General features: G+C 54.0%; 6 protein-coding genes and 1 pseudogene. 2 read left to right on the top strand and 5 right to left on the bottom strand.

Annotation, left to right across the window (positions count from 1 at the left end; translation table 11 throughout):
* The first annotated feature begins 114 nt into the window (after window positions 1-114).
* Both J4D99_RS18505 and J4D99_RS18500 read left to right on the top strand, forming a co-directional pair.
* The gene (locus J4D99_RS18505) at window positions 115-4,035 is read left to right on the top strand and encodes a PIN domain-containing protein (RefSeq protein ID WP_208133228.1); all 3,921 of its coding nucleotides are present in this window, start codon (window positions 115-117) and stop codon (window positions 4,033-4,035) included.
* A gap of 342 nt (window positions 4,036-4,377) precedes the next feature.
* Window positions 4,378-5,754, top strand: a complete 1,377-nt coding sequence (locus J4D99_RS18500; RefSeq protein ID WP_208133227.1) for a hypothetical protein — start codon at window positions 4,378-4,380, stop codon at window positions 5,752-5,754.
* An 859-nt stretch (window positions 5,755-6,613) separates the two neighbouring features.
* Here J4D99_RS18500 and J4D99_RS18495 read toward each other — a convergent pair.
* The 5 genes and pseudogenes from J4D99_RS18495 to J4D99_RS18475 form a co-directional block, all read right to left on the bottom strand.
* Window positions 6,614-6,949 (bottom strand): hypothetical protein, encoded by a 336-nt coding sequence (locus tag J4D99_RS18495; protein ID WP_208133226.1) that lies wholly within the window; start codon window positions 6,947-6,949, stop codon window positions 6,614-6,616.
* A 208-nt stretch (window positions 6,950-7,157) separates the two neighbouring features.
* On the bottom strand, window positions 7,158-8,000 hold the full coding sequence (locus J4D99_RS18490) for an alpha/beta hydrolase (protein ID WP_208133225.1): 843 nt from the start codon (window positions 7,998-8,000) through the stop codon (window positions 7,158-7,160).
* Window positions 8,001-8,275: 275 nt separating this feature from the next.
* Complete coding sequence (locus tag J4D99_RS18485; RefSeq protein WP_208133224.1) at window positions 8,276-9,412, bottom strand: redoxin domain-containing protein; 1,137 nt, start codon at window positions 9,410-9,412, stop codon at window positions 8,276-8,278.
* Between the two features lie 94 nt (window positions 9,413-9,506).
* The gene (locus tag J4D99_RS18480; RefSeq protein WP_208133223.1) at window positions 9,507-12,032 is read right to left on the bottom strand and encodes a TonB-dependent receptor; all 2,526 of its coding nucleotides are present in this window, start codon (window positions 12,030-12,032) and stop codon (window positions 9,507-9,509) included.
* A 433-nt stretch (window positions 12,033-12,465) separates the two neighbouring features.
* Window positions 12,466-12,883 (bottom strand): annotated as a pseudogene (locus J4D99_RS18475) (hypothetical protein); the annotation flags it as partial.

Here is a 12,883-nt window from a genome sequence, read left to right as displayed (position 1 = left end):
AAGTCTGTTGTCAATAGACTGAGTGCACATAAACAGTCCGCGATACGACTCTGCATTAGACAAGCCCTTCCAAACTGTGCTCGTGGAGACGCTTAAGCATAAAACTTGCTCGTAATGGAAAAAAACTGGCATGACTACGTCCAATCACATTCTAACGTAGAAAGCGCTCGTGCCGCTTTTGAAAAGGATTGTGAGGCATTACTGCAAGCTTTACACCCCGAAGAAACAGTACGGGTTGTTCGTGCCAACCCAGGAGACGGGGGCATCGATGTATATGTGGGTGATATTGGGGTAAAGCCTATTGCCGTCTACCAGTGCAAGTTTTTCTTGAACGGACTGGGCAAATCCCAGAAAAGTCAAATTCGCGAATCATTCGACCGGGCAATTACTTCTACCAACTTTGCGGTTAATAAATGGGTGCTGTGTGCCCCGTTAGATGACCTTGACCTAGAAGAGAATAAGTGGTGGGTGGCCTGGAAATCCAAACAGGAAGCGAGGCACAACATTGTTATTCAGTTGATAAACGGCAGTGAGCTCATTCACAAGATGAAGCTCGTGGGCATCTATAATCATGTCTTTAAAGTGGAAGACTCGTTAAAGATTGCCGAGTTGCACCAAGCCGTTGTTGGTAGCGGCGGGCTAGCTCAGCAGGTAGCGTTGTCTAGTGAGTCGTTGCAACGTACCGAGCAGCAGCTTATTCACTTGCAGAGCGGCCCCTTTCACCTAGTGCTGGATATGCTCGAAAAAACCGAGCTAGAGCAGTTCAAACCCTTTACTACTCTGCGCATCTTGCAGGGATTAGCCCCCCAGGTGCAGCAGGCTGCCAACGGGAACGTCCAGGCGCGGCTGAACTACTTGCTAGGCCGTGCTCAGCAAGAAACGGGTGAGGTTGACCCGGCGCATGATTATTTCTTTCAGGCTTATTATCTGGAGCCTACTATGGCGCTTTACGCCGAGCAAGCCGCCCTGGCTTATGCTCGCCTAGACATGATAGGTGAAGCGGAGGAAGTTACTGGGAAAATCAAATTATTGAATCCCTTAAACGGAGTTGCTCACGCTGTAAATACGTTTCTGCACCGGGCTGAATTTGACGAGTGGTTGGCGAAAGTGCCGGCGCCAGTGCGGAGACAGGAGAAATTCAAGCTGGCGCTGGTAGACTTGCTACTGGTAACTAAACCGCTCGACTTAAGCAAAATAGAAGCTGTACTGAAAGCAGACCTAGAAGATTACGCACCGGCTACAACGCTTACGTTCGAAAACCGTCGTTTTCAAGTAACCCTGGCGTTGATGGTGGTACAGATAGAATTTGACACGCTACCTAAGCTGACGCGGCTCGACCAGCCGGCGGCACTACGCGAGTCAGCTCGCCTGCGAGCGGCACATCAGTTGCTTCAACGCTACACTACTCTACTGCAACCCACTGAAAAGGCTCCTCTGCTCACGTACCACTACTACGTGCAAGGCATCGCTGGCCTCAAGCTGAGCGGTGATATTCGAGAGCTAGCTGAATTTGGGCGGCGTTACGCAACTTTGCCGCTAGCCGAAAAGCAGGAGTATGCATGGGAATGGGCGTGTGCGTTGTTTCAGAGTGGCGACTATCAGCAGTCGCTACACATTATCGATGAGCTTGGCCCCGGTGCGCCGGCCGAATTAGACTACGTGCGCTACCACGCACTGCTTCAGCTCAACGAGTTCGCCTTAGCCAAGGCAGCGCTGGCGCGGCACTTACTACGTAGCGAGCCACTGCACGCCGATACCTTCGACCGCCTGCTTCGTTACCTGACCGGGCATTGTGAAGGCGCGGTGGAACGGCTGGCTTTTGTCGAAGAGTGCCTGGCTCGCCAGCTGGTTGCCCCAGGTTTACCGGAGTTATTACTGCGGAGCTCAGCAGTAGTAGACGAGCCTACGCAACTCGAGCAGGCGCTCGATTGGTTGGCGCAGGCCGAAAACCTGCTGGACGAAACCACACCTTCCATTATGCGGCTGGAGATAGCGCGCCTGTTGCAGCAGTTAACAGAGTATGAACGGTCGGCACGGGTACTAGCCAGCTGCGCCGAAGCCCCAGGCGTACAGCATTCCGGCATCGAGCTCATTCGCTTGCGCAATCAATATCATCTCTACCAAGACGGTAAGGACCTCCGGGCCGGCCTAAGAGAATGGAGACAGCAGCATGGCTTTTTTCCCGAATTTTGCAATTGGGAAGTGGAGTTGGCGCACCTGATGCTGGACTGGGAGCGTATTCTGGAAGTAACGGATGCCATAAAGGACCAGGTTTCGGCCGAAACTGGTGTTTATTGGACGTACCTATTAGCGCTGTATCGGCTCCAGCGTAGCGCGCAACTGCTGCCTGCTTTAGAGGCGGTGTTGGCTAAGCCTGAAGCACTTACCCCCGACCAGCAGTTGCGAGCCGCTGCTATGGCTATGCAGGAAGGCCACCCAGCGCTGGCTTTGCGCTTAGCCTACCCCCTAGCTATCCAGCCGGGTAATATTGTAGCCCGCAGTCGTTACCTAGCCCTAATGCTGCATCATTCGGAAGAAAGAACTCAACCTACGACTGTAGCGGTAGGTACAAGTGTTCGTTATCAAGTCGATGGCCGGCCGCAAGCCTGGCTAACCATTACCGAGCCACTCTTGAAAAGTGGCGCGAATGCGGTAGTTAGCGGCCTGCTGGGCAAGCAGACTGGGGAGCAGTTCGACCATCCGCATCCCATGCGCCGCCGGCCCCAGCATATTGAGGTAGTGGAAATAGTAGATTGCTACACGGGCCTAGTACGGGAGATTATGCAGGAAATCGGCCAGAATGAGGCAGTTATGACTATACGAGCATTTGATTTTGGTTCGGCTACTCCCACACTGGAAGAAATCAACCAGACTTTTCTGGAAGTGTTGGGCGAGCAGCAACAGGAAACCAGGGCGCACACCGTCGCCACGCGGGTAGCCTATGAATCGGGCGATACTACCTTCACGCAGCTAGCGGCGGCCCTGCACCATGGCAGCGGCTTGGAGGCCTATCACTGGCTGATTTCTGGTCGCGACGATTCGCCCGGCGTGAGGGTACTACCAGGCTGGCTGTTCCCCACGATACCCGATTTAGCCCAGCAGCCCATTGTACTGGATTGGACGTCGCTGCCCCTGCTGTTTGCCTTAGTGCGGCAGTATGTGCTGCCGCTGCCAGCCTCCCTGTGGGTTTCGTATCACCTGCTGGATGAGTTGCGGGAACTAGTGCAGGAAAAGCGTCGCAGCAAGCCCGTAGAAATGAGCATCGAGATAATAGACGATGAAGTACGCCCGCACTTCTACCCGCCCGAGATGCACGCCCGGCAGCTAGATTACCTAAGCGACTTGCTAGAATGGGTAGTTGCTAATTGCCAAACGAGGTTTGTGGAAGAAAAGCTTGATATAGTCCGTCAAACTAAGCTCAGTCCCAATCGCTTAGTTGAGCCTCCACTGGGTGGCGTAATAGATGCCGCCTTCCTAGTGGCCCACAATCAGGCAGTTGTTGTGACGGATGATGCGACGCTGCTACAATTCACTTTGCAGGGCGGCGGCCGAGTGCTCAGCGTAGAAGCCTTTCTGCGCGCCTTTTACCCGACGCAATACTTGCCCAGCCTACTCCCGGAGCTACTAAACCGGCACTATTGGGGAATTCAGGTAGAAGCCTATACGCTGCTTCAAGAATTTATTGCCGCAGGCTATCTCTTTACTGGGCGGGCTCACCAGGCATTATGTAATGCTGGCTTGCAAATACGCTATCAACCTGAGCGTATTTGGGCGCTAGCGCATTTTTTGCGCGAGCTCTTCCTGCTCCCCAATTTATCAGTAATGCAAAAGCAGCAGGCGGGCAGCTTCGCACTAGCCTTGGGGCTATGCTACCTAGAGCTAACCGAAACTACCCTTAGCATGGTTGTAAAGCACCTTAGTCAAGCCTTTTGCTTCTTACCAGCTTACCAGGCTGATGTAATAGAGTTGCTTAGCAATGCGTGGCTCCGCGCCGAGCGCTACCAACGTAGAACCGAGCAAAAACCGACTGAATAATTTGTGATGATTATTATTTATCTATAATACTCCCAGATAATTGGACAGTTAAGGCGGGATACCTTATTCAGCATATTGATGACCAAACATATACGCCGTCGCTATAAGGCTGAGGTGGCGCTGGCCACCCTCACCAAGCACCAGCCTTTAGCTGAGTTGGCCGCTCACTGCCTGCTGGCCCCGGTCCAAATCAATCATTGAAAACTGCATCTACGCCAGCAAGCTGCCCAAGTTCTAGTCCCAGTGGCAGCCACTATTATAGCAAATAGAAGCAGAAGATGAGAATCCAAGGGCTATTTCAAAGTAGGATGAGCCTACTCAATAATTAAAAATACTAGTCCAATGAAGACGCGCGACGAACACAGGGCTAAGCTTAGAGAAATTGCTGACTACGCGTTTGACCACGGCAGGACAGCTATGGAGCAGGCAGGCATACCTATGGAGTTTGCCGCTTGGTCGCGAGAAACGAAGCTCGACTTTTTAATAAAATGCCAAGACGGGTTTAAGCTTGCTCAAAAGCTTCTGATAGAAGAAATATTATATTATCAGGAATTGCAGCGAGAGGTGGAAACTCAACTCAAATCTTACAAAACTCAGCGACTAAAGAAAGAAGTAAAAGAAGCTACAGGCCAAAAGGCTCTTATTGAGCATCGCTTACTCACGTTGTCTCATATAGCTGATAGCATTGCATGGCAATTGTTGCGCGGGCAACTGCACCTAGCCCGTCGATTAGTACTACCCAGTGCTACTACTAAATTTCTAGTAAACTCTAATATTGAACACGCTATTGCCGCTGCAGATAAGATAAATGAGAATCCACTGGATTTCGCACTTATCTCTGATATCACAGGCTATGTTGGCATTGGTGACTTATTAATAAAACACTTAACTTCAGTCGGCATCATGGAACTGAAGGAAGGCAATATTAATGACCAATTAACAGAGTTCTTTGCCGAGCTTGAGCGTGAAAACAAACCGCTGGAAGAAGTTGATTTGAGCAGTCGCTTTGACTCCAAAACAGTTAAACAGGTCGAGCGAATGCAACGGCAAAAGACGCGAATGTCTCAAGCTGTGCAGGTAATGAACACAGATATAGGAATTGACCCTGGTACACAAAAGCCGATAGTTGTAAGCACCCCAACCACGCTTACAGAACGTTACTTCGACGAGCTAATACAACTGCAGAAGCAACTAAAAACGCAATCTTGGGCTTACCTTTTAGTAGAAGATTGTCTCTATATTGGCGCATACCGTGATGAAGCAATTGCCAAAGGTCCATTTCTTATAGAATTACTAGTAAAAGAGAAGACAAAAGAATATATTTTAATAGATTGGACCTCTATAATAGAGCAGGTATCTCAGCCTTTATTTGCAAAGCCACTTGAGCCAGACTTTATTATTGATATTATGACTGGCAAAGTTAAGGTTATTATGGCGCTAGATATAAATGGGCTAATTCAGCGGTTCAATGATGTTGGTCTGCAAACGCGTTGGATGACGACTAAAGAAACCGCTAAAGTCAAAGCTAATGATGCCTACACCCCGAAGTCCCTGGTTGTATTTCATAATCAAGGGATTTTAATGACCGAACCTGACTCTGAGAAGAGTGTAATGGGCTGGGGTGTCATATCAAGAATTCTGTACGACAACATAAAACCGACTAATGTTGCTCTGTCATTTTTAACAGCGCAAAAGCCATCTGGAGCTTCACTCAAATAAACTACTCAAAACATTTACGTTCGCTGCTCTAGAGGACTTAATCAGCGGTGAAGGATAGCAAATCTATTTCTTGCCTAAGCTGCGCAGTAGCTTCTATTAATCTGCGCATGGCCACTTCTGCAATTGAGCTCACCTTGTCACCGGTCAAAACGCGAGTTTAGAGGGAGACGATTGTCATGCCCTGAAGGTACTCCAATAAGGGTCAGCTAGAAACGCTTGAAAAAAGTGCCTTTAGGCGCTGGAAACGCCCTCTCGAAAACCATCCAATAAGGGTCCAGTAGGCCAAGGGAAATCGGACCCCATACGTCTGCTCCTGGGCGACTATTTCGGCTTCGGAGCAGCCCAGGCCCAGCGTAGAACGCTCTAGCCCAGCTGCCACAAGAAACTGGTCGAGACGGGTGTAAAAAGCGTGCATCAGCTATGTGTTAAGCACCTACCCACCCGCTGAGAGGTACGTCCGAGCGGCGTGTTCCGCGCGGGCTCTAGCGGCCTCCCCTCCAATACAACGCGCGTCGTAGTGATTAACGCTGTCAATTTGGGGTTCGTTTATCTGCTGCCTGTCATAGACGCACCACCACCACGATTCGCGATCCATCCATTCGGCCCGCAGTAACAAGCCAGCCCATTCGGCGCTACAATCGTCCGCGAGGTCGCCCTGCCAGATAATAGGCGTTTGGGCCAGGGCGTGGCGTTGCGCTTTTGTCATGCTAGCGGAAGAAGGTAAGAATAGCTGAAAGTCCCAAATTAGCAAGGAAGATGGGTAATTCCGGTAAGCCGTTTTGTGCCAAGGGATGCAAGCCAACAAGCTACACAAGGCATTCGCTTTTGCGACCACGCCAACCTCATCTTTCGCTTAGGATTACTCGCTTCTGTTTCGCTTCGCGCGCAGGCGGTGAGAAGCGGCTATTGCTGCTGCAATTGGTACCAGTACGAGCAGCCAGTTGATCCAGGTGTTATACGTCCCATACGGGAGCAGGCTCGTCAAGAAGAACGTTAAGGCAATGGCTACTAAGTAGACCACGATTACCCTGCTTCGTTCAGCCGGAACGAAGGGGATGCAGAGAATCACCAGCGAGAATAAAATCGGCGAAATCACTAAAATGGCCACCGTCAGCAGGATCTCTTCGCCATGCGCAAACGCCAAAGTAGGCAGCAGCAGTAGACACAGCAGTAAGCGCTTGGTTCGATGGGGCATAGCTAACAAATAAGTAGGCGTTCTTCTTCCTTGTTTGCTTTCGGCACCAGTTGGCAAGTCATTTTAGAAACCAGCGTTTAACTACTGTGACAAGCTGCTCTAGTTGGCAGAGCTTTCTGTCACATTTTGGAGCCTATCCCCTACCGCGGCCATTTACGTGCTGCAAAAGGCAGTTTGCACTACTTGAAACGGCAGCCATTACTGTGAATTAGCTTTTGCTTACTACTTGTTCCCCCGCGAGAAACTGACTGATAGCACGTGCGTAAAGGTCTCCGTACTCTTTATCCGTTAAGGTTTCCGCAGCCCGTAAATGGCCGCATTTCACAGTTAGGAGTTGCCGCTGCTGCCGGCGTTTCGCTGCTTTTACGGCCGCAATAGAATCAGCGAGCGGGGTATTCTGGTCTTCCGTACCAGCAATCAGCAACCACGGACAGTTTATTCTCGCAGCTGCCTGGCTGTAAGCGGCCGCTTCAGCAGGTATGGTCACTACCTGGTGAGATTTGGCCAAGATGCGCGTTACAGTAGCTTGCGGGTTCCCTACATAGCCGTCAGTAATCAGAAAATCACACCGGGTAGTAGCCGCAACTTCCGCACCCAATAAAGTGCCCATGGAGTAGCCAATAATACCTGTCCGCTGATGGGGAAAACGCTGCCGCGCTGCTGCTAAAGCAGTACGCAGGTCGGTGACAAACTCTTGATAGTAAAGTCTATTCGGGTCAATGGGGAAGGCTTGGCTATGCCCAAAGCCACGATAGTCAAAGAGCAGGACGCGGTAACCAGCCCTTGATAAAGCATTAGCTTCAAATAGGTTGGAAGCCATATTGCCGGCATCGCCACACGCTAGTACCATGGTAGTATGCTGGTCGGTAGCTGTTGAAGCAGGCGCAATAAGCCAAGAGGCCAACTGGTACTGGTCTGGGGTAGTCAACGTAAGCGGTTCATACTTCAAGCCGAGGGTATCTGGCTTTGCCCACCATTTTGCTACCGGTCGAAGTGCCCAAGCGGAGCCTGTTTGAAAAAGAAGCCATCCAAGTAAGCAAATGCGTAGCATAGGGAAAAATAATTAAATAACCCAGCCAAAGTGCTAAGCTAGAATCTATCCAATAGACTGAAGCTTATAATAACTAGTTGCATCAATAGGCTATAAGCATTTGTAAAGCTTCCACTAGCGAAAAAGTGCCACGCCGGGCGTAAAGGCCGAGCGGGCCGAAAACCACCACTTTTCCGAGGTTTGTCCGGGTAGCTCCCTTATGTAAAGTGGTTTTTCTTAGAAATGGGAGAAGAGAGGTACGGCCGTTACCTTGCCCAGAATCCTACTTCCGCCTCTTACTTGGCCTCTGCCGTTGGCTTAGGGTGCGCAGTGGGTAGACACTTGGTTAACTCGGCAGCGAGCTCTTCGCCATAGAGATTAATGGCAACGATATGGCCCGTGGGGTCCAGCAAGAAGTTCTGCAACGGCGCATCGAGGTGATACCGTTGGACGGCGCGCCCGCTCGGCCCTTCTAAATCGGATGCCGCTGTGCCGAGCAGCTGATAGTCCGTAATCGCCCGTAGCCACTGCTTGCGGTGCGCCTGGTCATCAAGCGACACGTTAAGCACCGCCAAGGGACGGTCGGTGTAGCGGCGAAGCACGGCTTGCGTGGGCTGCAATTCGAAGCCGCATGCGCAGTGCGAGGACCAAAACGAGAGTAGCAGGTACTGGCCGCGGTAGTCCCGTATGGAAACGCGTTTGCCGGTGGAAGTGGTCAGCGTCAGATCGGGGGCCACGGCACCCAGGGCCACCAGGCGCAGACTGTCGACGAGTTGGCCATAGGCGCGCCCGGCTGGCGTGGCGCGCAGCGTGGGACTCAGCCCCGCGTAGAGCGGAGCAATCTGGTCGTACTGGGCGGGGCCGAGGCGCCGCTGCTCCAGCAGCACCAGACTAACCCAGGAAGCAGGATGTTGCTGGATGAACGTGCGAATCACGTGTTGATAGAATGGTCGCTCGCGCTGGTAGCTGGCCAGCGTTTCTAGGTGAACGCCGTCGCCTGGGTGCCACTTCCCGCGCAGTTGCTCAGTCAGCGCCCCGCACTGGGCAGTAAAGAGTTGGTAGTCCTGGTTGACTGGTCCGGCGCGCAGCTTGGCCTGTCGCAGCCCCGTAGCGCTGGTGAGCACGAGAGGAGTAGGCTCCAGCAATAGCTCGCGAGCGTCCGCGGGCAGGTACGGGCTAGTGCGGTACCCGGCGGCAAGTACTCCCTCGGGGGCTAGTAGCAGGTGTACTAGCTCCGGGCGTTGGCTCGTGCCGCGCAGCACAAAGTGGCCGCTGCGCACCCGGGCGGAATCCACCAAGCGTCCGTGCTGGCGCAGGTACACGCTGGCGGTTGCGGGTAGCGGCCCGAGCTGGCCCGTAATCGTGTAGTTAAACGGCTGCTGCGCAGCGGCTAAGCCAGGTAGAAGCCCTAGCAGGAGTATGAGCTGTTTCACGTAGTAGGGGCTTTGTTCAGGAAGTAACCGCGCTGGGCCACTATCACACCCGTCTGCAGTGTAGTGGCCACTATACCCGTCTGCAGTGGTCGCACTACCCCCCACTGCCCTGGCCGCCTCCACCACCCTTGATGTCGTCGTTGCGGATGCTTTTGCGCTGGCGCATAGTTTGCTGCTGCTGGCCAAAGCGGTAGGTGAAGCCGACCCGAAACTGGCGCTGCTGGCTAGTGAAGCGGCTATCCTGCGAGAAGGTAGGCGTGGCCGTCGCGTACGAAAACGTGCGTTGCGCCGTGAAGGGGTACTGCGCATTGAACGAGAGGTCAGCTCGGCCCTTGAGCAGGGTTTGGCGCAAGCCCAACCCGTAGTAGACAAAGCCGCTGCTGCGCCCCTGCAGCGTCGGCCGGGCCAGGTTCTGAAACAGATTGCCCTGCAGTGTCAGCGTCTTGGTCGCTTTGTAGGAGGTATTAATATTGTAATTGCCGGCGAAGCCGCTCCGCGTCAACTCCAAGGCTGTGCTGCGCAGGACCAGGTACTGCACGTTACCTCCCACGCTGAGGCTCCACTTCTCCGTGGGCTTGGCTGAGACATAGCCGTTGAGCTGAAAGGCGGTATTGCTGGCCACATTGGCGCTGGTCGTCAGGATTAGGTTGGGACTAGGCACAATCTCCTCGGGCACCGGGAGCAGCGGCTGGGTGCTCACAAAGCTGACTTGCTCGATAGAATTACCGGTGCGCAGCACCGAGAGCGCCACGTTGAAGGACGTCGTTTTGATGAAGTTGTTGTAGCTCAGCTCCACCGAGTGCGTCAGCTCGGGGTCCAAATTGGGGTTGCCGTAGGAGTAGCTGATGGGGTTGCTGCGGTTGACGTAGGGATTCAGGTAGTAGATGTAGGGCCGGCTGATGCGGCGGCTGTAGGCCAGGCGCAGGCTGCTGGTTTTGCTGAGCTCGTAGCTCAGGTTGGCATTGGGTAGCGGGGTTAGGTAGCTGCGGTACGGGATGCCGGTATTGGTGTTGGCAAACTCGGCCCAGAGCCCCGTGCGCTCCACGCGCCCGCCTAGACCTAAGTGCAGCTTCGGCGTGGCGTTGAAGTTGTACGTGGCATACGCCGCTTCCACATCCTGGCGGTAGTCGAAGGCGGTGCCGCGGTAGCGCGAAGTGGCATACTCGGTGGCCAGGGCCGGAAACAGCGTGTCAACCTGCGCCTGCGAGCCCGTGAGGCGCACGATGCCCTTGAGGCCGAACTCCAACGTCTTTTTCTCCCCCAGGGGTAGGGTATAGTCGCTTTGCAGCGTGTACTCGTGGCCCGGCAGGCGCGTCAGGCTGCGCTCGCGGTAGCTGGCCAGGCTCAGGTCGAGCGGCCGGTCGGAGTTGTTGAACTGGCTGAACTCATAGCCGTTGCGGTTGCTGTTGTAGGCGTACTGCAAGATGGTACTCCACTCGCGCCGCTCCTGCTTATAGGTGCGGGTGTAGGTGCCGGTCACCTCGGCGTTACCGCCGTTGTAGGTCGAGCGCGTATCGCGCAGAAACAGAGCGCCAAAGCCCGGTAGCGGCGTGGAGTAGCGGTTCAGGTTGGCCGATTGGTTAGCGCCGCCGTAGCTAAAAAAGGAGCCGTTGAGCGACAAGCTGTGGTGCTCGGCGGGGTCGTAGTCAAGGCCGAGCGAGCCGGAGCCGTAGTAGCCCGTGTTGCTCCCGGTGCCCTCCTGGCGCAGGGTGTCGTTGCGGGTGCTGCGGTAGGTCACCTGCTCGCTGCTCGACGAGCTGTGGTTGTTGTAATTCAGCCCGCCGTTGAGCGAGGAGGTGAAATTGAACTTGCCCTGGCGGAAATTGAGCGAGCCGTTGCCATTGCTGCCGCGGGTACCGGCGTTGGCGCCCACCGTGCCGTTGAGGCCTTGCTTAGCCCCTTTCTTCAGCACAATGTTGATGATGCCGGCCGTACCCTCGCCGTCATATTTGGCGGGCGGAGTAGTTATCACTTCCACCGATTTAATCTGGTCAGCCGGGATACTCTTGAGCGCTTCCTTTAAATTGGCGGCCAGCGTGGGCGAGGGCTTGTTGTTAATGAGCACCTTGAAGTTGCTGTTGCCGCGCATCGTCACGTTGTCATCGCCGTCGATGGCCAGTAGGGGGGCCTTGCGCAGCACATCCTGAGCCGTGCCGCCGGCGTTGGTCACGTCCTGGTCGGCGTTGTAGACGAGGCGGTCCGGCTTGACTTCCATGAGGGGCTTTTGGCCAACCACGACCGCTTCGCCTAGCTTTTGCGCCGTAGCGGGCAGCCGAAGGGGACCCAGGGCCAGCCGCCCGTCGGTCACGGTGACGGCCTGGGTACGCACGCCATAGCCCACAAAGCTGATGCGCAAGCGGTAAGCACCGGCTTTTAGTTTGGTTAACTCAAAATGTCCCTGCTCGTCGGCTGATTGCCCCGCCGCGGCTTTTTCGGAAGGCGCCGGTGGCAGGAGCACTACCGTGGCAAACGGCACCGGCTGCTGGGTAAGCGAGTCGAGTACAGTACCCGTCAACGAGCCACTACCCGTAACAGACGCTTGTGCGGCCGCCCGCTGGCTGAGTACTGAGAGGAATACCAAGAGCAGTAACCGGTAAGCCAGGGCGACAACGTGCTTCATGAAAAAGGAAAATGGAAGAATGACGAGAAGCGCTTCTTAAGCAATTGGTTATCAATCGCTCGCTACGGCCCGCTAAAGGTAGCCATCACGACGAAATCAACTAGGTTTTCAGTTGAATATTGTTGCCATTAAAAATCTATTTTAGCAGAAGATGGACGCTGTAAATCGGCAAGTGGGTCTATCGTTTGCCAAACAGGCTTGTCGAGTTGAGCAAAGCGTCTAACGCTAGCCCAACTGTTCCGAAAGGTGCACCATAGTGAGGGCTCCTCTCCTACCCCAGCCACTAGCTGGAAAATCTTGTTTTAGTAGGGTCAAGAAATGGGTTCAACAGCTACTAGAGTGACGACCTCCTTTCTGAACCCGCTGTGGCCTTCTACTACCAGTCTACAATATCCTATCTGTTGTGCCCAGCGCTCTTGCTAGCCCAACCCCTCTAGCGGGTGGGCAAGTAGGGCCGTAGCACAGCCAGCGCGCGCGCGGCCCGTGCCGTATCGCCCACTTGCACCGCCGCTTGGTAGACGCTTTGTAGGTTTAGGTAACTAGTGGCTTGGGTATCTTCTGTTATGCTGCCGTCCGAATGCGTCGCCGCATAGGTAAGCACTTCTTGCGCTTGACGGGCAGTCGTATCCATTATTTCGTTGGCTCGCGCCCGCTCGCCGCCTGCCACCAGTGCGGGGACCAGTTGCGGTGAGTAAAAATCATAGGGAAGGGCAGCATTCGGCATCACATGCAGGCAGAAATTAGCTACTGCTGCTGCTTTAGCTCGATTGCCGACTCTAAGAGCGTGTTTGGGAATTAGAGGCTGGTAGATCGTCGCAGGGACATGGTTAGGTTGGCGATAAAAAGCCACG

The sequence above is a fragment of the Hymenobacter sp. BT559 genome, from assembly GCF_017571525.1.
Taxonomy (GTDB): Bacteria; Bacteroidota; Bacteroidia; order Cytophagales; family Hymenobacteraceae; genus Hymenobacter; species Hymenobacter ginsengisoli.
The sequence above is the reverse complement of the archived record's forward strand: the minus strand, read 5'-3'. Positions and strand labels throughout refer to the sequence as shown.

Coding starts and splice junctions, on each gene's coding strand:
- J4D99_RS18505 (WP_208133228.1), top strand. CDS start 115: ATGGAAAAAAACTGGCATGACTACGTCCAATCACATTCTAACGTAGAA.
- J4D99_RS18500 (WP_208133227.1), top strand. CDS start 4,378: ATGAAGACGCGCGACGAACACAGGGCTAAGCTTAGAGAAATTGCTGAC.
- J4D99_RS18495 (WP_208133226.1), bottom strand. CDS start 6,949: ATGCCCCATCGAACCAAGCGCTTACTGCTGTGTCTACTGCTGCTGCCT.
- J4D99_RS18490 (WP_208133225.1), bottom strand. CDS start 8,000: ATGCTACGCATTTGCTTACTTGGATGGCTTCTTTTTCAAACAGGCTCC.
- J4D99_RS18480 (WP_208133223.1), bottom strand. CDS start 12,032: ATGAAGCACGTTGTCGCCCTGGCTTACCGGTTACTGCTCTTGGTATTC.